Below are 20,286 nucleotides of genomic sequence, written 5' to 3' on the forward strand. Positions count from 1 at the left end.
TGAAAGAGATTGCACGATAGATTGTCCTGTATGAGCTGCAAGTTGAGCCGCCAACTGTACAAGCCGTTTGGTCCTTCGTACATCCCCTAATTTTGCGCGCTGAAAAATGCTCTGTGCCCAGAGTGATGGTTCACTTAAAAACATGGCATGTGGTATCTGAAACAAAAGGTCAGGATCAGATCAGGTTAATTAAAAATGGTTCAAAAAAATCCCCCGGGGCAAACCGAGGGATTTGTGTAGAAGAGACAGCCCCTTTATAGGCTTTAGTGTCGTACTGTAATCCTAAGACACCATCGAAGTTTGATGTCCAACTATGATAGAGCTTAGGGCTAATGACCCAAGAGGTAAGTTCGAATTGGTTGACGGATACCTCAGCCATATGCTCATCATCGACTTGATTCGAATAGGCGCCATCGAGGCTAAATGAGTTTATCCAATTGTCATCCCAGTTTTCGACATACTTCATATCTACGCGATCACCACGGGAGAAAATTCGAATATTACCCCGTTGATCAAAATCCACTGGTGCGCTGCTGCCACGACGCATAAATCCCGGAATACCGCGATGAGTGTCCGTATAACCATAAGCCAAACCCAAAAGACGTTGTTGGCCAGTGTAGCTTCCGCCTGCCGAGAATGATGATGTGTGGTGGCTGCTGTTAAGTACAGTGCCATTACTGTCTATTGAGTAGTCGGTGATAATTTGTTGTTCTAAAGGTGTAGCATCTTCATAGCGTTTTAATTGATTGTTCATCTGCCACACAGGTTGCGCATATTTGATTTGGCATAGATCGGCAAACTGTGCGGCACCTACGACTTTTGACCACGTTTTACAATCGCTGTCTTTAGAATATCCAGGGATATCGTAGTCACCACGGTCTTTGTTGATCATATTAAGCGCAAAGTTAAAAGATTCATTCCCTGCGGTAAGTTTTGCCAGTGCGGTACTTGTACTATTGAAGCCAGCTTTCACTTCAGCGCGGCTGTTAAACCCATTGATTGGGGTCAATGGAATACGACCATCTTGGAGATCAACAATGCCTGCCATCGCTTGCCCACCATAGGCAATCACAGCTGTAGGACCTTTAATGACCAAGATACTGTCAGCAAGAAAGGGCTCGATGGGGATGTATTGATCCTCACTCACCGACGACATATCCTCAACTTGAGTTCCATTGAGCAACATTTTAACCCTGTTTCCACCAAATCCACGGATTTGTGGCCTACCCGATGAGCTACCAAAAAAACCACTGTCTACCCCCGGTAATTGGCTTAAAGTTTCTCCTAAGGTATCGGCTTTACGATTATTAAGTTCATCGCCGCTGAGTTCGATTTTACTAGCTTGTATTCTTTGACTTAGTGGTTTTTCTAAAGCATGCCCAGTGACATTGATACGTTCAATAGGTTCTGCTGAAACAGCTAAAGTGCCAACACCTAATAACAGAAGGTATTTGTGGGAATTCATTTTGTGGGTCGTCTCCATATGATTACTGCTGAAACAAATGATATGTTACAACGTATCATCATGTATCAGTCGAGTTCAATATGAATGAAAGTAAATTAAGTTACTGATTGTAAATGGCAATCAGAACAACACTCGGTATGGTGATTGATGATTGCTAACAAAGATTGTCATTAGGAGGGGTGGATCAGGTAAACTGTGCAAGTATGATCATTTCAAAAAAATTGGCAGTTCTATGACAGGAAAAAATCTTGATTTACTGCGTGAAGCAGTGAAAAAGTGTGAAGAAAAAGGCATCAATCTTACCAGTAAGCGCAAAAAAGTACTTATCGTATTACAGGATCATGATGTTCCTTTGTCTGCCTATGAAATTGCCGATGTGTTAAAACAAAGTTTGGGCGAGAGTTTACCCATAATGTCTATCTATCGCATGTTGGATTTCTTAGTACAGGAACAATTAGTGCATAAGTTATTAACGGTGAATAAGTATATTGCCTGCCATCATGTATGCGATCATCACATTCATAATCAATTTTTAATTTGTAATACTTGTCAAAAAGTCACGGAGATAGCATTGCCCACTGCTCTTGTTGAACAGTTACAGTTGAATGTTAGCCAAGCAGAATTTACCTTATCGAGCCCACAGCTTGAATTAGCGGGTTGGTGTCATGAATGTCAGCAGCAACGTAATAGTTAAGTTAAGTTATGTACATTAACTAATTTGGAACGCTATTTATCATGGTTGCTGAACTTATCCCATACTCACAGTAACGCTATAAATCCCCCAGCCTCCGACATTCTGGTCGATAATGTCCATCTAAAATCGTGGATATGCCAGTCTTGATTTCATATCGCGGACCAGCTCATTAATAGAAGCAACATTACCCGGTCGCTTGCCGTGGGAAAGCGCCATGGCGAGTGATATAAGTTCCACTGTTCTTATAATATCTCGAGTAAAGCGGAACTGATCGGCCTTCGAATGTGTTAAGCGGTTTCCAAAACGCATAGGGATCTATAATATTTACCCATGAATTTAGTCACACAGGGACCAGCTTACGTGCGTCAGCAAGTCCTAAATCCGGGTAGAGACCAAAGGTTAAGCACCCTGATGGATTATCAATCCTAAATCGATACTGCCATGTTATAGTCCCTGCAGGGATAATACGAACGCTTAAGCCGTCGCGGTCTGCAAGCTCTGGTTTCTCTAAATATGGATTGCCGTTTATTGCACGTAACCAATTGTCAGATAAAGACATTTTAATTACCCTGTGTACATGTGATTTTAGCTAATCTGACGCAGAACCCAATATATACAGATTATGTACTCACATCGAAGAGCTGCATACTAAATTGATGTGAATGACAACGAATCCAATTAAAGCAATTTAACTACTGATAACATGAAGTTACATGCTTTAGAGAACGAAAATAAATGAAGATGAAAGACGATAAAGCAGGGTCGATTTTTTGGCACGACTACGAAACATTTGGAGCGAACCCAGCGAAAGACAGACCCTCGCAATTTGCTGGCATTCGCACGGATTTAGATCTCAATATCATCGGCGAGCCTGAGACATTCTATTGTAAGCAAGCCACTGATTATTTGCCGTCTCCGGAAGCAATATTAATCACAGGGATCACTCCACAGTTAGCTAATTTAAAAGGCATCCCAGAAACTGAGTTTATGGGACGAATTCAAGCGCTATTTAGCCAACCAAACACTTGTGTTGCTGGTTATAACTCACTGCGTTTTGACGATGAAGTGACCCGTTATGGCTTTTATCGGAACTTTATCGATCCCTATGCCCGTGAATGGCAAAATGGCAACTCTCGTTGGGATATCATTGATTTAGTGCGCGCTTGTTACGCATTTAGGCCTGAAGGTATTAACTGGCCGACAAAGGAAGATGGCTCTCCGAGTTTTAAGCTAGAACATCTGACCCAAGCGAATGGTTTAAGCCATGAGAAAGCCCATGATGCTATGTCTGATGTGTATGCAACCATCGCCATGGCAAAACTCATTCGCGAGAAACAGCCTAAGTTATATCAGTACTATTTTGACCTGCGCCGTAAGCAAGCGGTTAGCGATCAAATCGATGTGCTCAATATGCAGCCTTTGGTTCACGTGAGCTCTAAAATTAGTGCGCGCAATGGTTGTGCAACGTTGATTTCACCCGTAGCGCACCATCCTACTAACAAAAATGCCGTTATTTGCGTTAATTTAGCCATGGATTTAACGCCGCTATTCGAGCTAGATGTCGAGCAAATTAAAACGCGCATGTATACGTCAAGGGCTGATCTTGCCGAAGATGAATTACCTATCGCAGTAAAACAAATTCATCTTAATAAGTGCCCTTTTATCACCTCGGCAAAAATCCTCAGTGATGAGCATGCCGCTCGTTTAGGCATAGATAAAGAATTTGCCAGAGAGCAGTATAAACGCCTAAAACGTCACCCAGAATTACGCGAAAAACTGGCGCTATTATTTGAGCACGATGACAGCAGAGTAACCACAGATCCCGATTTGATGCTGTATTCTGGTGGGTTCTTTAGCCAAGCGGATAAAGCAAAAATGGAAATCATCCGTCATACCCTACCGCAAAATCTAGCGGCGTTAGATTTGCAGTTTGATGATCCACGTATTCCTGAGATGCTGTTTCGTTACCGCGCCCGTAATTACCCTGAACTACTCGATGATACAGAGTCGCAGCGCTGGCGTGAATTCTGTCAAAATCGCTTAGCCGATCAAGACTACGTACTTAAATTAGAAAATTTGCTACAAGAAACACAAGCGGATGAGACTAAGCAAAGGCTACTTGCTGCCCTTTGTCATTATTTGCGTGAACTTTAAATTGTGTAAATTCAAGCTTAAGTCTTTTGTTTTATAGTCTTAAGCTTATTTGTGTGCACAAATAGACTCACTCTATACGTGAGTAACATAAGTTTATCACTCTCGATAGCACTGACATTGACAGCGTATAAACGCGAGCTAACTCGCATTTATGCTGTAACAAAATTACTAGAATGTTCTTCCATGAACTTAACAAATAAGGAATAGGGAAATGCAAGATAGATTCATTCGTAGCATAACCCAACTGCCAACGCCGTTAGCCGATGCACTTATCCCAATGTTGCACCAGAATTTTGCTGGACACATTGATGCGCAGCAACTTGCTACGCTAACAAGTGCAAGCAAAATGACCGAAGCAGAAGTGTTATTAGCATTACTGCCGATAGCAGCGGCATTGGCCAAACCGCCTATCAGTGAGTTTTATGTCGGCGCGATAGCCAAAGGTAAAAGTGGCGATATCTACATGGGTGCCAACTTAGAATTACCCGGTGAAGCGTTATTTCATTCTGTCCATGCAGAACAAAGCGCTATCAGCCACGCATGGCTCAGTGGTGAAAGCCAAATTGTTGATATCATAGTTAATGCCAGTCCTTGCGGTCATTGTCGTCAGTTTATGAATGAACTGGTTGAAGGGAGCAAGATCAGCATTCATCTACCCGCACAGGAAAGCCATCCTCTGGCCTATTATTTACCCTATGCTTTTGGGCCAAAAGACTTAAATGTCACTTCGCCCTTAATGGCCAAGCAACAAACTGAATTTGCACTAGACAGTGCCGATCCTATGATCATCGAAGGTTTAGATCATGCAGGTTTAAGCTATGCACCTTACACCCAAAGTTTTGCCGCTGTGGTATTAGAAACTCACGATGGTGCAACCTATTGCGGACGTTATGCCGAAAATGCGGCATTCAATCCTTCTATGCTGCCCATGCAGATGGCCTTATCAAATCTGGCACGCCACAATCGTGAGTTTAGCGATATCAGCCGTGCGGTTTTAATTGAGTCATCTCAAGGAAAAATCAGCTTAGTTGGCGCGACTATGGATGCGCTCCATACCGTTGCCGCCATCGAACTTGAGCACATAGTGGTAGATCCTGTGTAACGTCTGCTTCAAATGCCAAGGGGGTTTCAAAATGCCAACGGCGAAATACGTTTATGCGTATTTCGCCGTTCGATTATCCACTTAAAGCTTAAAAATCAATTATCGTAGGTAATTCTGACGGCTAATCATGCTCCATCCTGTCTTCTACTAACCGCGTCATTGAACTTAGCCAGAGACTCCCCCTTACGCTCCTCCATCCTGATAAAACAAGCTTGCCGCTCCACTTCCGACATAACGCGCCATGCTAAAATTTCATCAAGATGCCTGAAACAACCTAAACAAATATCTTGCTGATCTAAACAACAATTTCGAATACAAGGAGTGACAATAGGATCATTCTGACCAGACGGCATATTCATTGCCACAAGGTTCAACAAAATGGAATCTACGGCCACCGGGAAAACTAAAGATGTCAGCTGTGATAATGCCACCAGCTGTTACGACAGCCGTCAGAGTCAATTCTAAGTTCTGGCTGTAGATCACAATCAGCGGGCAACCTTTTGCGAGGGTGAAATTCACATCGGCTTGATAAAATCCCCCAGTAATGCCGACATCCATAAAGCAACTGTATTCAGGGCCATAATCGACATAGGACCATCCAAAAACTTGGCTAAAAAAGGCCTTAGAGCTCGTAATGTCGCGACTTGGGATTTCCAAATAATTGATACTGTGGTGACGGTTCATAGACTTCCTTGCTATTTAATCAGGACACAAAATGATGAACATAAAATGCGTAAGTAAAAATGGGAGCCAAAGCTCCCATTCTATTCGCGGCTTTTACTCAGGTTAACCTTGGATTAAGGCTGCGGCAAGTCCAATCAGACCGCCAAACACGCCGCCCCAAATCACTAACCAACCTAAGTGCGTTTGGATCATGTCCTGAACGATTTGTTTCACCATTTGCGGTGTTAACTCGTTTAATCTTTGCTCCACTATGTTAGCAATTTTAGTTTGCAGATCGGCCATCACATTTGGCTGTTCAATTTCTTGTTTCAGCAACTCGTGAAATGCATCGCTTTGTGCCATTTCAACTAAAGAAGCTTTCATCTTCACAATAAACGGCTCTTTTAACGGCAATAAGGCATCTGTGCCACCAAACATAGACAACATGCCGCCAAAGGAAGATTGGGCGACAGTGCTAATTAACGCATCAAAAGAAGGCGCTAAATCAACCTTTTCAATCACTGGCGCCAAGTCTATTTTACTCAGCCCTTCTTTTTCAGATAGGAATCGGTCGATATTTTCAGTGGTAAAAAACTGTTTCATCATCAAATGAGCAATACCCGCCTTAAACTCTTCAAAACGAGAAGGCACAACTCCCGAACCGTAGAGTCCGGGGACTTTCTCAAACAACATATAAACTGCAACCCAGTTGGTAATCGCACCCGATAAAGCAAATAATCCGACATTCAGGACAATTGCCGAATTCATCAGGTAACCCACAACGACCAAAGCAGCCGCCAATAAATTCGTCACTAAACTCTTATTCAATCTCGTATCCCCTAAGGTGGCATCGATAAGATGCAAAACTCGCCTATATTAACAAGTTAACGGGAGTCAGGTCTAACACTCAAACCACAGTAAACAAACCCGTTTTAAAATCTGTTTTCAGTGCTAAGTCTTGGCGCGAGGGGCAAGATGAAGCCCATCAACTAAGCCGCAGCGCCACTGAGCCACAAGAAGCTGATTAGCCAGCACCAAATAAAGTGAATCTCCTTGTAGAACATTAAGTTAATTTAATGTTTGCCGACCTAAAAAACGCAAAAATTTTAATTTACCGTCTGTGAATTATCAACTTACCTCAACTACACTCAATCAAGATAACGCACAAAAAATATGGCTCAAAATACAGCCGGCACTGAACACTGACAGTTAACCTCGGCTCAATACACAAAATTTACCCAAAATAGAATAAAGGATGCGCTTATGGAATCGGCTTTTAACACTGCAGGAGCGTTAAGTTGGCATGAATTGACAACCAATAATACTGAAGAGGCTATGCACTTCTATGCTGAGATTTTTGGCTGGCACTTTAAAACCGTCAAAATGCCCCACGGCAATTATCATATTATTGAAAATCAGGGCGTCAGCATTGGGGGGATCACAGATAGTTTGCTCCCAATGCTTCCCTCACATTGGACCGGCTACATTACCGTTAACGATGTCGATCAAGTCGCTATCAGCGCAAAAAAACTTGGCGGGGATATTCTGTTTGGTCCTGAAGATATACCCGAAGTAGGCCGTTTTTGTTGGATAAAAGATCCACAAGGCGCCATTATTGCAGCGATTAGTTATTTAAATCGCTGATCAAAAATAGCCTCCAACATGGTGAGTATTGACGACTCAAATCATTAGCCATAGGCTGAAACACATGTAGTTATCAATGTAGATGATAGGTTACCACTCAGGAACGTCTTAGATCAGAAGACGTTATTGTCTGTGTAATACCAAGATTTCATTGGTAAAAATATAAATAACTTCTGGAAACATTAGCATTATTCGCTAGAATGTCCGTACTTATGGAAGTTTTTCCCTGTCTTATGCATTGGAGCCTTGATATTAATGCTGACCCAGTTATCGCAATTCAGACACTCTTTTTTTGCCCTCCCAAGATACCTGCGAGTGATTATTTACCTCACAGCAGTCTACCTTAGCTATGTCTGCACATTAGGCTTAATCCTGCCCTATGCGATAACCACGCTGGCACCCGAAAAACTCTCTGCTTTACTCGGCCGTCCCGTCACCCTCGGGGATATCCGCATCAATCCCTTTAATTTCAAAGTCGAAATCGACCAACTGGCCATTAAAGAAAAAGACGACAAACCTTTTGCTGGCATTGCACAAGTCCAATTCGAAATACACTTTTGGCGATCTGTTTTTAATCGCGCCGCCGTTATCGAAAACATACACATACAAGCGCCCTACGCACATATCATTCGCGTGGAGAAAAAAGGGAAAGCTGGATTCAACTTCGACGATATTCTGCAGACCCTGAACGAGCATTCATCCACGAGCACAGAAACAGCCCCCACAGAAGCCAGTTCACCCGTTCGTGTCCTGCTCAGCCAATTTGTGTTAGATGCGGGACAATTTAACTTCGATGACAAAATTACCCATGCTCAAGTGAACTACCCCAATATCAATCTAAAACTCAGTTCCCTTGATACTGAATATTTGATGGCGGCATCATCGGCATCGATAACACCAGCCATAAAAGTAAACAAAGTTGATAATACGACACCAAACGCCCAATCAACGTCTGACTCACCCATTGTGCCTATCAAGCACAATCACTATGCGATACAACTCAGTGATGATCATGCTGGTGAAATCAGTTTGCAGGGGCAATTCCAATTGTTCCCGCTAAAAGTTGCGGGTGACATCCAAGTCGCCAAACTCAAACTGACACCACTATGGCGATTTATCGACGATCAATTTAATCCCGTCCTCACGGATGGCGAGCTCAGTATTAAAACTCAGTATTAAAACTCAGTATCAAGTGGATCTTGCCGAGAATGGCGAGTTACAAGTCATCAGCAACAATGGCCAGTTTATTGTTGAAAAACTTAACATTAACGACAAAGATCGCTCAGTGGTAAAGCTCCCCATGTTAGCCCTCGACGGCATTTCAGCCAACTTGAAGCAGCAGAAAGTGCATATCAACAAACTCCACAGCGATGGCCTAACAATGAGTGCCATTTTGAACCAAGACGGGCTCGATCTTGTTGGCTTATTCATGCCTAAATCGTTAAGCGCCTCCACAACGACTACGCAGCCGGTTGCTAAACCAACCGATGCTAAATCGCTAGAACGCGTACAAGTTGCGCAAGTCGAAGAAAAACGTCAAATAGCAGAGACTGCCACTGGTCCAAGCGATAGCGCAAACAAAGCAACGGAAAGCGAATTAGCCGCAACTAACGAGAGTGATAAAACAGAACAAAAGACAGAAGCAACCGCAAATGTCACCACTGATGCCACTAAAGAAACCGCTGCAGAAGTCGCTTCTGAGGCAGATCCTCTGCTGCCAATCAAGCAAACACCAGTAACGACGTCAACTGACACTTGGTTAGTGCAACTCGATGCGCTCAATATTGAAAACTATGACCTTAATCTATCGGAACAAAAGCTAACGGCCACACCGCAGCAATGGCGAGTGTATCCGCTTAATTTTTCAACTAAGGTCATAACGAGTACCTTAACCGCTCCGATTGAATATGAGCTACAACTCAGCCTCAATGGTCAAGGTACTTTGTGCTCTCAAGGCCAAGTCGATGTGACGGGCGAAACCATAGATGCCAATATCCAACTCGATAAGCTGGCGTTAACCCAATTTCAGCCCTATTTAGCGCCCTACGTGAATATCCAGCTCAAGAGCGGTCTATTAAGCTCAGCAGGCAAGCTGACCGCCGATGCTAAAGGCAAAGCCATTTACGGTGGCAGTGTTGAGCTCGATGATTTAGCTATTCATGACAAATTGCGTAATGCTCCACTGGTCAAATGGCAAAAGATGAATATCAATCAACTGGATTTTGACCAACAGAAAAATCAAATCAAAATTGATCACTTAGCCTTTAATCAACCCTACGCCAAAGTGGTGATAGCCAAAGATAGAACCACTAATATCAGCGATCTTATCGTTGAGGCTCCGGCTGCAAATAGCAAGACAACTAAAAACACAACCACAGCCAGTGCTAAGCAAACCGAGCTGCAAACGGCAAGCAAGACAACGCCTGAGTTAAACCTCGATATTCAAAAAATTAGCTTTAGCCAAGGCTCAGCTTACTTTGCCGATAACTCACTGACACCAAACTTTGCCTCAGGGATTGAGTTACTTGAAGGTAATATCACTCACTTGTCGTCAACGCCAGGGACTAAGGCCTCGGTCGATATCAAAGGTAAGATAGACAAGTATGCGCCTGTAACTCTAAAAGGCGATATTAACCCTTTGCTAGATATGCCATATTTAGATCTCGATTTAGTCTTTAAGAGCGTTGAGTTAACCTCAGTCAATCCTTACTCAGGCACCTATGCGGGTTACTACATAGATAAAGGGCAGCTATCACTATCGCTGAACTATCAACTCGATAAGAACAAGCTCAAGGGCAGTAACCATCTGGTCATAGACCAACTGAAACTTGGTAAACCCAGTGACAGTGACCTTGCCACTAGCTTACCCATCACGCTCGCGATTGCCCTGCTGCAGGACCGTAACGGCGTGATTGATTTAGGTATGGAGGTCTCAGGCGATTTAGACTCACCCAGCTTTAGTGTCGGCAGCATCATAATGACGGCGATTACCAATGTGATCACTAAAGCCGTCACTGCGCCCTTCACTTTCTTAGCTGGACTCATAGGTTCTGACGAAACCTTAGATAAGATAAGCTTTGCCGCAGGCAAATTCAGCCTAAGTGAAGATGAGCAAAAAAGTTTAGACAAACTCGCTAGCGCCTTACTCGACAGACCTATGCTCAAGCTCAGCGTTGAAGGGGAAGTCGATGCCATCAATGACAGCCAAGCCATTGCTGAGCGCATCATGAAGCGTAAATTGGCTAAATTAGCCAATATTGAATTTAGTGCGTTACCTGATGATTTAAGTCCGAGTCAATTCCCGACCCAAGGGCCGCTTGCCGATGCGCTAGTAAAGCTTTATGAACAAGAAGTTAAAGCCGATCCTGCCCAAATCAAAGACACTGTTATCGCAGAGGCCAAAGACGCGCAGCTTTCCGATGACGAAATCACCACCCGCTGGCATATCGCGTTATATAATCTGTCGGTAAAAGCGCAGAATGTTAACGATGGCATGTTGGGTAATTTGGCCCAAGAAAGAGCAAAAGCCGTTAAAGCTTACCTAGTGGACGTGAAAGAAATTGCCCCAGAGCGGATCTTCTTGCTCGAAAGCCGAGTGAGTTTAACCCAGAATGCAGCCCAAGTGAGTCTCACCATTGATGCTCAATAACTCAGCCAATTAACTGCTTTTTATATAAAACTAAGCCCGCTAAAGTTCGACTTTAGCGGGCTTTTACCTTATGGCTAAGCGTCATAACCAATCAAAAAACCATTCTTCTACAATCAAATCATCTATCTGTTAATTCACTCTAAAATGTTGGCCGTGCTTGGTGCCATAGGTTACACTCTGCGACCTTTATACAACTGAGATCACAGTTTTTAAACGACTGGGTCTCAGACTCGCCGCACGCTTTCTGTGGCGCCATGACGCACAAATGTTCTTCCACAAAAATTATCATTAAGGTCAATAACATGTTTATCATTCGCTGGATTTTAGGCAGGATTATTCTGTTTTTAAACTTCGTATTTAGCCCTAAGAAGCGCCAACGTCCACTGGCTGAGCAACAAAAAATTGATGCTCAAACTCAAGCATTAGCCCTGTATCAATATCCTGCATGCCCATTTTGTGTAAAAGTCCGCCGTGCAATGCGTCGCCAAGGACTCAACATAGTGACCCACGACGCTAAAAAAGCGCCGCATAAAGATGAACTCATCGCTCAAGGCGGCAAACAGCAAGTGCCTTGTCTGCGGATTGAAGAAAACGGTCAAGTACAGTGGTTATATGAATCAAAAGAAATCATTAACTACTTAGACCAACGCTTCGCCTAAATCACGGCGCAACGGTCAGCGCAAATATACAAGTAAGTGCGTCCAGTAACCTTTTCAATCGTCTGTTCTATGGGCCCTTACAAAGGGCTTTACGTTGGAATGACGAGGTTTCGGGCGCAGTTCTTTTATTGCGTTGTTTTATCGCATTTACTTACGCCACAAATATTCACGGTCAGAATAATCAAATAACCACTGGGGCTGATACACCACCAATAGCGTCACCGCCATACCATTAAGCAATGCCTCTGGGAATGCCAGCAAAGGGATGAGTATCAGGTAGTCGTCTACTAACACATTCCAATCGTAATCCGCTGCAGACCACAACCACATCGCCCAACTCAATTGATGAAACACAGTTGAGAGGCCCGCATTGATAAAACCACCGACGAAGATGAATACAAAAATATGTTTAGGAAATAAATGGTAACTGCGACTGTATAGGATAAAACACAGAAACAGCGGCACAGCCATAGCGAACAAACTAAAAGCACCAAAATCAGCGGGCTGCTTTAATACAAAAAGACTAAAAAAAGCGCTCGGCAATAGCAACACTAGAGTCGCAAGACGCCAGCCGAACATCAGCATACAAGTGACAATTCCCAGAAAATGCAGATGCAACCCAGTTTGGATACTGGCATTTAGCGACCACAGCGCATTGATCCCCACCAACGTCAGCAACAAACGTAATTGGAGATGTTTATCCCGCCGGAGCTGCACTAACTCTTCTTTTGGCCATATGGCGTAGATCCATAACGCCAAGAACATAAGGCATATACCTTGAGTCAGGCTCATATCCCATTCGATTTGCGCCCATTTATTTGACCAAAACGCCAACATTACTCGCCCATCCTTAATCCATTACACCTATCGGCGCGTACTCAGCCTATGAGAATGCCATAAATCCATGAACTTTAGGGCCATATTAAGGTATTCTTCTGTCAGTTAATAACCTAAGAGTTAAATTTGATTATGCCGTTTCGATATCTCAGCCTTGCCATCTTAAGTTGTTTCTCGCTCATCGCCTGCAGCAGTGCGCCAATTGACCCGAGTGAACTCGCCGGAAAATTACGGGATAAGTTAACGACGGATATTAAAAGCGATGGCCTTAAACTCTTCAGCTACAAAGCGCGGCTGGTCGATGAAAAGTCGACAATGAATGAGACAGACCGCCCTTTTCCACACGAGGCACGCATACGTAATATGCAAGATCCCCGTGAGCAACGTCGCGCGATGCAAGATCTACAGGACTCATTAGAAATTTGGGGGAGACAGGTTGATTTAGGTTTAATCAAAACCCTTGAAATGACGGGTTATTGCCGCGAAGGTTATATTGAATTAAGCCGAATTATCGAGCCTGGTCGAGGAGAAATCCGCGGTGAGTGCCAAGAGGGGGCAACCAATGCTGATAAACACAAATTTATGAGCTATTAACTAAACTCAATTTATGAGCTATTAACTAAACTCAAAGTAATGAAGAAACGTGCACAGTTACCAATACAAAAAACTTAAATCGGCTAAAAATAGCTAAAACGATAATAATAAGCATGCGCGTATGAGACAATACGCGCATTCACATCACACTAAACTGATTCGGTCAGTGGCACAGCACGATTTTCCAATAACACAGGGATACCTTCAGTGATCGGATAAGCAAGTTTATCTGCCTTACAAATCAACTGCTGCGTCGTTTTATCGTACTCAAGTTTTCCCTTACACACAGGGCAAGCCACTATATCTAACAATTTTTTATCGAATGCCATGGAAGTTTCCTTATTTAGCTGCAGCCACTTCACGAAGACGTGCGAGCAGCTGTTCATCAAATTGTGGGGATAGCTTGGCATCGACCGCCAAATACCACCAGTTTTCTTGTGCAAAATCGCGACATTTAACCGCATCTTTTTCTGTCATCAACAGTGGCAAGCGTTGGGCTAAATCACCTAACTGGGTTTTATCGTAGGCCTGATGGTCATCAAAACCATGGCAGAAGGCCAGTTGATAGCCTTGTGCGCGCAACGATTCAAAGAAACGCGCTGGATTACCTATGCCCGCCATCGCAACGAGCGGCAAAGACTTATCGAAAGTATATTCACCAGACGTCGCATCACATTTAACAGGCTTCACTGCCGTAGGTGTCAGTTGCATTTCGAACTGCCCTTTTGCCGCTGGGCCGCCATTACTAACGATAAAATCCACGGTATCGAGACGCCACGCGCCTTCACGCAATGGACCTGCTGGCAATAGCAAGCCATTGCCTAAACCGCGCTGACCATCAATCACCACCAGCTCAATATCGCGTGCCAGAGCATAATGCTGTAGGCCATCGTCACAGATGATGACATCAACACCAAACTCAGCAATAAGCGCATTAGCCGCATCGACCCGTTTAGCACCAACCACCATGGGCACTTGAGTACGCGCCACTATCATGGCAGGTTCATCACCCACCTCTGCCGCACTTGCACCTAAGCAAACCGATTTAACGCCTTGAATATCAACACCGTAACCACGACTGATCACACCGGGGTGAAATCCATGTTGGCGCAGTAATTCAATCAGATAAATCACAGTTGGCGTCTTACCGCTGCCACCGACGGTAATATTACCGACGACGATGACAGGTACAGGCATTGCAGTTTGTGATTTCATCCCGAGGTGAAACAAAGCGCGGCGCACATAAGTGATAACCGCGAATAAGCCAGATAAAGGTAACAAGAGCCATCGCAGTGGATGGCCCTGATACCAAATTTTATTCACTAAGGCCTGCATCTAACTACCAAATTGCATTTGGTATAATTTGGCGTACATACCATCTAATTCCAATAGTGTTTGGTGCGTCCCGCGCTCGACGATACGCCCCTGATCGACCACTAAAATCTGATCGGCACTTTCGATGGTCGACAACCTGTGGGCGATCACTACAGATGTGCGGTTTTGTCTGAGGTTATCTAACCCTTTTTGAATGGCTTTTTCTGACTCAGTATCCAGTGCGGAGGTCGCTTCATCGAGGATCAACACAGGCGCATCACGTAGCATAGCGCGCGCAATCGCAATCCGCTGCCTTTGACCACCGGACAATAACACACCATTCTCACCCACTTGGGTATCAAGGCCTTGGGGCAGCTGATCAATAAACTCCATCGCATAGGCCAAGGTCGCAGCTTCAATGATCTGCTCACGAGTGGCTTCACCTGGGTAGGCGTAAGCGATGTTATTGGCTATCGTGTCATTGAACAAAGTCACCTGTTGCGATACCAGTGCCACTTGATTACGCAGCGATTTTAGCGAGTAATCGTAGATGCTGACGTCATCAAGCAGAATATCGCCGGATTCAAGGCCCGTATAAAAACGGGTCACTAAACTCGCAATAGTCGACTTACCTGAGCCAGAACGTCCAACTAAGGCTAAGGTTTGTCCAGGTTTGACTTCAAAATCGACATTCTCAAGTGCACGACGATCTTGGCTGTCATAGGTAAAACACACATTATCAAAACGTAAATGCCCCTTAGCACGCTCGACAGTATAAGTTCCCGTATCGGACTCTGGCAGCGTATCCAGTAATTCAAACACTGTGGTACAAGCCGCAATACCCCGTTGAAATTCGGCATTCACTCGGGTTAAGTTTTTGATGGGTTGTAACATGGCCATCATGGCGCCAAGAATCGTCGCGAAGGTACCCGCGGTAAGATCGGCTTTCATGCTGTCTAAGCTTGCCGCATAAAGTACAAAGGCTAAGGCGAATGAGCCAATAATCATGATCAGAGGCTGACTAATGGCTTGTGCCACAGCTAACTTCATATTTTGATGGCGGTTTTGATCGTTTACTTTAGCAAAACGGGTTGCTTCTGTTTCCTGTCCACCAAAGGCCAGTACGTTTTTATGGCCTTTAATCATTTGCTCCGTAGTCGCACTCACTCCGCCCATGGCTGTTTGAATTTGCTTAGAGACCTTGCGGAAACGACGGCTGACTACCGCAATGACCATGCCCATGATAGGACCAATCACAAGAATACAGAGGGATAGCTTCCAAGAGTTATAGAACATCAGCACCAGCATACCAAACACAGTCACACTATCGCGGACGATGGAAATCAAAGCACTTCCCGATGCTCGAGCGATTTGCTCAGTATCAAAAGTCACTTTTGAGATCAAGTTACCGGTATTTTCCTTATCCATATAACTGACAGGCAGGCTCAGATAATGCTCAAACACTTGCTGACGCATGTCCATGATCAAACGTGCACTCATATATGAAATGCCGTAAGTCGAAACAAAGTTAGCAAAGCCACGTAGGGAAAACATAACGATAACCACAAGCGGCGCCATCATAAGCACGTCGTTGTTTGCGTGGAAACCTTCACTAGTTGGCAATGCTATGCCGTTGGTCACCGCAGCAGGTGCGCCGCCGGAGAACCCCTTATCAATAAAGGGGCCGATGAAAGCGATAAAGGCGGCATCGACGAGACCATAAATAATTAATCCCGCAACTGAAAGCATAAACATGCCTTTCATCTGTTTTATATAGCCCAGTAATCGTTTGAAAACTGTCCACATTTCGTCTTTAGGAGATGTTGTCATTGATAACACTAAATTATGGCAAAGTAGGCATTCTACTCTGGATTAATCAAGTCACCAAATCTAAACAGAGAGTTGTACCAAAATGGCGCTAAATCACCACGATAGGTCTTAACCTCTCGCTCAGACTGCTGAAAAATCACACTAATCTGCCCTTCTATACCTGTAGTTAGGCCCATAATCTCCCGTTGCTGATACCGTTCAACCACTGTGGATTTTGGAAACCCCCAGCGATTAGCAAAACCAGCAGGAAACAAAACTAACTTGGGGGCAACAGCATCAATAAAGGCTTCAGTTGACGAGGTTTTACTGCCGTGGTGAGGCGCAACGAGCACTTCACTTTGTAACTCATACTCACCACTTAAGGTACGACTTAATAGTGAAGTTTCGATTTGCTTTTCGATATCCCCCGTAAGCAGTAGACTCTGCCTGTCATCATCAATGCGTATAACACAGGAACCATTATTACCCGCTAACACTTGAGGCGGAGAAAGCAAATTCAAACTCAGCCCTTGCCATTGAATTAGCCTTGGGCGGCAATCTTGGCCGCTAAAGCCTGCCACGTCTGTGATCACTAAAGCCTTAGGGTAAGCCTCAATCAAAACAGGGGCACCACCAGCATGATCGTTATCGCTATGGCTGATAACAATATAATCAATCTCTTGAATGCCTTTGGCTTTTAGGAAAGGCAATATCACCCGCTCCGCATAACTGAAGTCATCACCAAAGGCGGCACCAGTGTCGTAAACCAGCCCTCTACCATTCTTTTCAATAACCACTGCTAAACCTTGGCCTACATCCAGTAAATGCATAGCCCATCGATTATTTTGAATGGGTGACCACAGCGTAATACAGAAAAGCAAAGCGGGAATAAACAGTAAACTCAGCAGGCTTAACCAAGAAGTATAATTTTTATTTTTAGGCACATAGCGCCATAACATACCACCGATGAGCGCGGATAACCCCAAGGCTAATATCGTATCTGAAAGCGCTAACCAATGGGCTGGCAATTGCTGGCTTATGTCTAGCAACTGCGAATAGGGTGATAAACTCCAATCACTTAGGCGAAGCAGTCCCAACCAAGAGAACCCAAACGCAGTACTAACCCACCAGCATATAAATCCCGCCATAGCTAATGGGATAACAACGAAACTAAACCATGGCACAGCTAGGATATTCATCCACAAGCTGTGTAAACTCACACCACCAAAGAGTGCTCCTTGCAGTAATCCAAGCCCAAGGCTCAAGCGCCACTGGATGGCCCAAAATTGCAAAAGCCCCGCGCCTACACGCGTCCTTCGAGTCGACACAGCCGTAAACTCTTTGGGCTGGATGACTAAGGTATATAAAATCACCCCTAAAGCACAAAACGACAGCCAAAAGCCCGCACTTAAACAAGCAAGCGGGTCGAGTAACAATACGACAAACAATGCAAACAGCAAGCGCTCCCACGCAGTAGAAAATCGTTTTAATAAACTCAGTAGCATTAACAGTAAAATCATCACGAGTGCACGCTGAGTCGACACTCCAAAGCCTGCAAGATAAGCATAAAATGCAGCGCCTATACCTGCCGCGACTAACGCAAAAGTCATATTACGTCGACTCTGATGTGACACCAAACGACTCAATCCAAACAAAAGGCAAGCGTATACCCATGCCGCGACGACGGAGAGGTGCAAACCGGAAATCGCCACTAAATGGCCAGTGCCAGTCTGCCTTAGTGCTTGCCAACGAGCTTGTGAGATCAAATGCTTATCCCCCAAAAGCAAAGCGAGTAAAATGTCACCTTGAGGTAAAGAGGCTAATTCAGGTGTCAATGCGCTTATGAGGTCATTACGCAATGAAGGCGAAACCGCAAGTAACTGCGCCTCAATCACTCGTCCTTTACCGACAACATGTTGACTAATTAATTGTTTTTGTTCGTTGTAGCCGCCTTGATTTAGCACGCTAGCAATGCTCTTAGGTGTCAACGTAAACAGCCAAACCTGACCCACATCGACTTCTGGCGGATCTTTCCACGTGAGTCGCAATTTTGCGTTTGGCCCTAAGATTAAATTTGGTTTAATGAGCGATATATCCAAACTTAGCCAGTCGCTGTTTCGACTAACTAGTGATATGATTTCGCCCCTTACCTGTATAGGTTGTTGTAACACTGGCAAATCCTGCCTAGATAATCCTAAGCAAAAACCAGTTAGCCATGCTACCGCAAAGAGCCCACCTGCACAGACAGGGATTTTTCGGTGTAAGATTAACGCCCCAACAACAAGGTAGGGTATGTAACTGACTGGCGGCAGCGAAGGCCATAACATCGCTGATAACAAGATGGCACTAAAGCCAAACATGAATCGATTCATAGTGAATTAAGTTAAGACAGCAATTTCAGCATATGCCAAAAAAATTAATTAAAAGATTTATGCCTAAGCCTGAAACCTTGCGTGAGCATAAACACTTACGCATGTTCGGACGCTTGTTACATAATCCCAATCTATGGGCACTTAATCGAAAATCCGCCCCAGGCGCATTTGCCGTAGGGTTATTTGTCGCTTGGATACCAATGCCATTTCAGATGGTTGTTGCAGCGGCTTTTGCCATTCTATTTAACGTTAATATTCCCGTTTCAGTTGCATTAGTATGGATAACCAATCCCTTAACTATGCCAGTGATGTTTTATGGGGCGTATTTGCTCGGTGCTAAAATACTCGGCCATGCCCCGCAAGATTTTGCCTTCGAAGCAAGTTGGCAATGGATTGAAGCATCGCTTGCGACCATAGGTCCGGCATTCTTACTCGGGTGTCTCGTGCTAGGAGTGGTTTTTTCCGCTGTCGGTTATTTGCTGATTAATAATCTGTGGAAATATTCAATTATGTTTAAGTGGCAGAAACGCAAGAATAAATAATCTTTTATATTCAAACCGCTTATGTTGGTACAACGATTGAGTCGAGGTAACAGCATAAGCGGATTAGCACATTCGCTCTCGCTTCCCTTTTGTTCATCATATAAATCACCTTCTACATACAAGCACGTTAACTCCACTTTGCGCCGAATTTAAGATCGTACATATCTGTGAATTAAATCACACAGCGGCGCCTAGCTTTTCCCTAAAAACAGATTTTTGCTGTTACTATTTATAAAAACATCAAGTAGGGAATATCCATGCCTTTTTATCATCAATATGGTTCTAAAAGCCTTAAAGCCGTTGAACACTTAGTCCTATTTATTATTGCCATTGCCACCGTTGTCGCAATAGGCCAAGAAATTGTGCATATCATCTCTGTACGTATGGTCGCACTGGCCGATTTACTCTTGTTATTTATTTTCTTAGAAGTGTTAGCCATGGTGGCTAACTACTATGAATCCGGTAAGTTACCAGTACGTATGCCGCTTTATATTGCGATTGTCGCCTTGGCCCGTTACCTAATCTTAGATATGAAGAGCATGGAAGACTGGCGTATCGCAGCAATATCATTATCGACGCTAATTTTAGCAGCAACCGTGATTGTGATTCGTTGGGGCCAATTAAAAATGCCTTATCCAAAAAATCAAGAATACGACAATTAATCAAATACCTGAGTTGGTGCTATTGAAACCTAAATCAATGGCACCTGCTTTTCTCGTTTTAAAACTATTATCAAAGACCTAGCTTTCACATTGGTATTCTGCCAAAAAGCAATTATGCTAGTTTTA

The 20,286-nt window shown here is 44.0% G+C and carries 21 protein-coding genes; 10 read left to right on the top strand and 11 right to left on the bottom strand.

Features of this window, described 5'->3' with window-relative positions:
• The coding region (locus L5M38_RS19435) for a transposase (RefSeq protein ID WP_263140584.1) at positions 1-144 on the bottom strand (144 nt) is incomplete at its 3' end.
• Between the two features lie 31 nt (positions 145-175).
• Positions 176-1,465, bottom strand: a complete 1,290-nt coding sequence (locus L5M38_RS19440) for a TonB-dependent receptor plug domain-containing protein (protein WP_263180070.1) — start codon at positions 1,463-1,465, stop codon at positions 176-178.
• A 232-nt stretch (positions 1,466-1,697) separates the two neighbouring features.
• On the opposite strand from L5M38_RS19440, the gene L5M38_RS19445 reads away from it, so the two are divergent.
• Positions 1,698-2,159: a Fur family transcriptional regulator gene (locus L5M38_RS19445; RefSeq protein ID WP_263166807.1), complete on the top strand. Its 462-nt coding sequence runs from the start codon at positions 1,698-1,700 to the stop codon at positions 2,157-2,159.
• A 340-nt stretch (positions 2,160-2,499) separates the two neighbouring features.
• Here the strand turns inward: L5M38_RS19445 and L5M38_RS19450 are convergent, their stop codons facing one another.
• Complete coding sequence (locus L5M38_RS19450; protein ID WP_263166806.1) at positions 2,500-2,718, bottom strand: Arm DNA-binding domain-containing protein; 219 nt, start codon at positions 2,716-2,718, stop codon at positions 2,500-2,502.
• A gap of 176 nt (positions 2,719-2,894) precedes the next feature.
• Here L5M38_RS19450 and sbcB point away from each other — a divergent pair, with 176 nt between their 5' ends.
• On the top strand, positions 2,895-4,313 hold the full coding sequence (sbcB, locus tag L5M38_RS19455) for an exodeoxyribonuclease I (protein WP_263180071.1): 1,419 nt from the start codon (positions 2,895-2,897) through the stop codon (positions 4,311-4,313).
• Positions 4,314-4,524: 211 nt separating this feature from the next.
• Positions 4,525-5,415, top strand: a complete 891-nt coding sequence (gene cdd, locus L5M38_RS19460) for a cytidine deaminase (RefSeq protein ID WP_212599913.1) — start codon at positions 4,525-4,527, stop codon at positions 5,413-5,415.
• A 125-nt stretch (positions 5,416-5,540) separates the two neighbouring features.
• Here the strand turns inward: cdd and L5M38_RS19465 are convergent, their stop codons facing one another.
• The 3 genes from L5M38_RS19465 to L5M38_RS19475 all read right to left on the bottom strand — a co-directional run bounded on the left by L5M38_RS19465 (position 5,541) and on the right by L5M38_RS19475 (position 6,906).
• A complete protein-coding gene (locus L5M38_RS19465) occupies positions 5,541-5,774 on the bottom strand; it encodes a DUF1289 domain-containing protein (protein WP_263180086.1) in 234 nt (77 codons plus the stop codon).
• The gene (locus L5M38_RS19470; protein WP_113938808.1) at positions 5,749-6,099 is read right to left on the bottom strand and encodes a VOC family protein; all 351 of its coding nucleotides are present in this window, start codon (positions 6,097-6,099) and stop codon (positions 5,749-5,751) included. The genes L5M38_RS19465 and L5M38_RS19470 overlap by 26 nt, the downstream gene beginning before the upstream one ends.
• 102 nt (positions 6,100-6,201) lie before the next feature.
• The gene (locus tag L5M38_RS19475; protein ID WP_105253144.1) at positions 6,202-6,906 is read right to left on the bottom strand and encodes a DUF445 domain-containing protein; all 705 of its coding nucleotides are present in this window, start codon (positions 6,904-6,906) and stop codon (positions 6,202-6,204) included.
• A gap of 435 nt (positions 6,907-7,341) precedes the next feature.
• Here L5M38_RS19475 and L5M38_RS19480 point away from each other — a divergent pair, with 435 nt between their 5' ends.
• The 4 genes from L5M38_RS19480 to L5M38_RS19495 all read left to right on the top strand — a co-directional run bounded on the left by L5M38_RS19480 (position 7,342) and on the right by L5M38_RS19495 (position 12,030).
• Positions 7,342-7,722, top strand: a complete 381-nt coding sequence (locus L5M38_RS19480) for a VOC family protein (RefSeq protein WP_028760394.1) — start codon at positions 7,342-7,344, stop codon at positions 7,720-7,722.
• A gap of 255 nt (positions 7,723-7,977) precedes the next feature.
• Positions 7,978-8,901 (top strand): DUF748 domain-containing protein, encoded by a 924-nt coding sequence (locus tag L5M38_RS19485; protein ID WP_263180072.1) that lies wholly within the window; start codon positions 7,978-7,980, stop codon positions 8,899-8,901.
• A complete protein-coding gene (locus L5M38_RS19490) occupies positions 8,870-11,371 on the top strand; it encodes a DUF748 domain-containing protein (protein ID WP_263180073.1) in 2,502 nt (833 codons plus the stop codon). The genes L5M38_RS19485 and L5M38_RS19490 overlap by 32 nt, the downstream gene beginning before the upstream one ends.
• Positions 11,372-11,673: 302 nt before the next feature.
• Positions 11,674-12,030 carry a glutathione S-transferase N-terminal domain-containing protein gene (locus L5M38_RS19495; protein ID WP_028760396.1) on the top strand — a complete coding sequence of 119 codons (357 nt, stop codon included), beginning with the start codon at positions 11,674-11,676 and terminating at the stop codon, positions 12,028-12,030.
• Positions 12,031-12,177: 147 nt separating this feature from the next.
• Here the strand turns inward: L5M38_RS19495 and L5M38_RS19500 are convergent, their stop codons facing one another.
• A complete protein-coding gene (locus tag L5M38_RS19500) occupies positions 12,178-12,867 on the bottom strand; it encodes an energy-coupling factor ABC transporter permease (protein WP_263180074.1) in 690 nt (229 codons plus the stop codon).
• A gap of 132 nt (positions 12,868-12,999) precedes the next feature.
• On the opposite strand from L5M38_RS19500, the gene L5M38_RS19505 reads away from it, so the two are divergent.
• Positions 13,000-13,461, top strand: a complete 462-nt coding sequence (locus tag L5M38_RS19505; RefSeq protein ID WP_263180075.1) for a hypothetical protein — start codon at positions 13,000-13,002, stop codon at positions 13,459-13,461.
• 149 nt (positions 13,462-13,610) lie between these two features.
• Here L5M38_RS19505 and L5M38_RS19510 read toward each other — a convergent pair whose 3' ends face one another.
• The 4 genes from L5M38_RS19510 to L5M38_RS19525 are packed head-to-tail and all read right to left on the bottom strand — an operon-like array spanning position 13,611 to position 18,956.
• Entirely contained in the window at positions 13,611-13,790 is a 180-nt protein-coding gene (locus L5M38_RS19510) for a Trm112 family protein (RefSeq protein ID WP_006081200.1), read from the bottom strand.
• 10 nt (positions 13,791-13,800) lie between these two features.
• Entirely contained in the window at positions 13,801-14,796 is a 996-nt protein-coding gene (gene lpxK, locus L5M38_RS19515; protein WP_263180077.1) for a tetraacyldisaccharide 4'-kinase, read from the bottom strand.
• On the bottom strand, positions 14,797-16,605 hold the full coding sequence (msbA, locus tag L5M38_RS19520) for a lipid A export permease/ATP-binding protein MsbA (RefSeq protein WP_219252834.1): 1,809 nt from the start codon (positions 16,603-16,605) through the stop codon (positions 14,797-14,799).
• 32 nt (positions 16,606-16,637) lie between these two features.
• The gene (locus L5M38_RS19525; RefSeq protein ID WP_263144497.1) at positions 16,638-18,956 is read right to left on the bottom strand and encodes a DNA internalization-related competence protein ComEC/Rec2; all 2,319 of its coding nucleotides are present in this window, start codon (positions 18,954-18,956) and stop codon (positions 16,638-16,640) included.
• Between the two features lie 32 nt (positions 18,957-18,988).
• Here L5M38_RS19525 and L5M38_RS19530 point away from each other — a divergent pair, with 32 nt between their 5' ends.
• Together L5M38_RS19530 and L5M38_RS19535 are read left to right on the top strand one after the other, a co-directional pair.
• Entirely contained in the window at positions 18,989-19,498 is a 510-nt protein-coding gene (locus tag L5M38_RS19530; protein ID WP_028760402.1) for a DUF2062 domain-containing protein, read from the top strand.
• A 257-nt stretch (positions 19,499-19,755) separates the two neighbouring features.
• Positions 19,756-20,160, top strand: a complete 405-nt coding sequence (locus L5M38_RS19535; protein ID WP_028760403.1) for a phosphate-starvation-inducible protein PsiE — start codon at positions 19,756-19,758, stop codon at positions 20,158-20,160.
• The last annotated feature ends 126 nt before the right edge of the window (positions 20,161-20,286 follow it).

Origin of the sequence: Shewanella sp. SM101 (genome assembly GCF_025654465.1) — a bacterium.
Taxonomy (GTDB): Bacteria; Pseudomonadota; Gammaproteobacteria; order Enterobacterales; family Shewanellaceae; genus Shewanella; species Shewanella oncorhynchi.

What these genes read in the sequence shown, in the direction of transcription:
- L5M38_RS19440 (WP_263180070.1), bottom strand. Translation starts at nt 1,465, where the DNA reads ATGAATTCCCACAAATACCTTCTGTTATTAGGTGTTGGCACTTTAGCT.
- L5M38_RS19445 (WP_263166807.1), top strand. Translation starts at nt 1,698, where the DNA reads ATGACAGGAAAAAATCTTGATTTACTGCGTGAAGCAGTGAAAAAGTGT.
- L5M38_RS19450 (WP_263166806.1), bottom strand. Translation starts at nt 2,718, where the DNA reads ATGTCTTTATCTGACAATTGGTTACGTGCAATAAACGGCAATCCATAT.
- sbcB (WP_263180071.1), top strand. Translation starts at nt 2,895, where the DNA reads ATGAAGATGAAAGACGATAAAGCAGGGTCGATTTTTTGGCACGACTAC.
- cdd (WP_212599913.1), top strand. Translation starts at nt 4,525, where the DNA reads ATGCAAGATAGATTCATTCGTAGCATAACCCAACTGCCAACGCCGTTA.
- L5M38_RS19465 (WP_263180086.1), bottom strand. Translation starts at nt 5,774, where the DNA reads ATGAATATGCCGTCTGGTCAGAATGATCCTATTGTCACTCCTTGTATT.
- L5M38_RS19470 (WP_113938808.1), bottom strand. Translation starts at nt 6,099, where the DNA reads ATGAACCGTCACCACAGTATCAATTATTTGGAAATCCCAAGTCGCGAC.
- L5M38_RS19480 (WP_028760394.1), top strand. Translation starts at nt 7,342, where the DNA reads ATGGAATCGGCTTTTAACACTGCAGGAGCGTTAAGTTGGCATGAATTG.
- L5M38_RS19485 (WP_263180072.1), top strand. Translation starts at nt 7,978, where the DNA reads ATGCTGACCCAGTTATCGCAATTCAGACACTCTTTTTTTGCCCTCCCA.
- L5M38_RS19490 (WP_263180073.1), top strand. Translation starts at nt 8,870, where the DNA reads ATGGCGAGCTCAGTATTAAAACTCAGTATTAAAACTCAGTATCAAGTG.
- L5M38_RS19495 (WP_028760396.1), top strand. Translation starts at nt 11,674, where the DNA reads ATGTTTATCATTCGCTGGATTTTAGGCAGGATTATTCTGTTTTTAAAC.
- L5M38_RS19500 (WP_263180074.1), bottom strand. Translation starts at nt 12,867, where the DNA reads ATGTTGGCGTTTTGGTCAAATAAATGGGCGCAAATCGAATGGGATATG.
- L5M38_RS19505 (WP_263180075.1), top strand. Translation starts at nt 13,000, where the DNA reads ATGCCGTTTCGATATCTCAGCCTTGCCATCTTAAGTTGTTTCTCGCTC.
- L5M38_RS19510 (WP_006081200.1), bottom strand. Translation starts at nt 13,790, where the DNA reads ATGGCATTCGATAAAAAATTGTTAGATATAGTGGCTTGCCCTGTGTGT.
- lpxK (WP_263180077.1), bottom strand. Translation starts at nt 14,796, where the DNA reads ATGCAGGCCTTAGTGAATAAAATTTGGTATCAGGGCCATCCACTGCGA.
- msbA (WP_219252834.1), bottom strand. Translation starts at nt 16,605, where the DNA reads ATGACAACATCTCCTAAAGACGAAATGTGGACAGTTTTCAAACGATTA.
- L5M38_RS19525 (WP_263144497.1), bottom strand. Translation starts at nt 18,956, where the DNA reads ATGAATCGATTCATGTTTGGCTTTAGTGCCATCTTGTTATCAGCGATG.
- L5M38_RS19530 (WP_028760402.1), top strand. Translation starts at nt 18,989, where the DNA reads ATGCCAAAAAAATTAATTAAAAGATTTATGCCTAAGCCTGAAACCTTG.
- L5M38_RS19535 (WP_028760403.1), top strand. Translation starts at nt 19,756, where the DNA reads ATGCCTTTTTATCATCAATATGGTTCTAAAAGCCTTAAAGCCGTTGAA.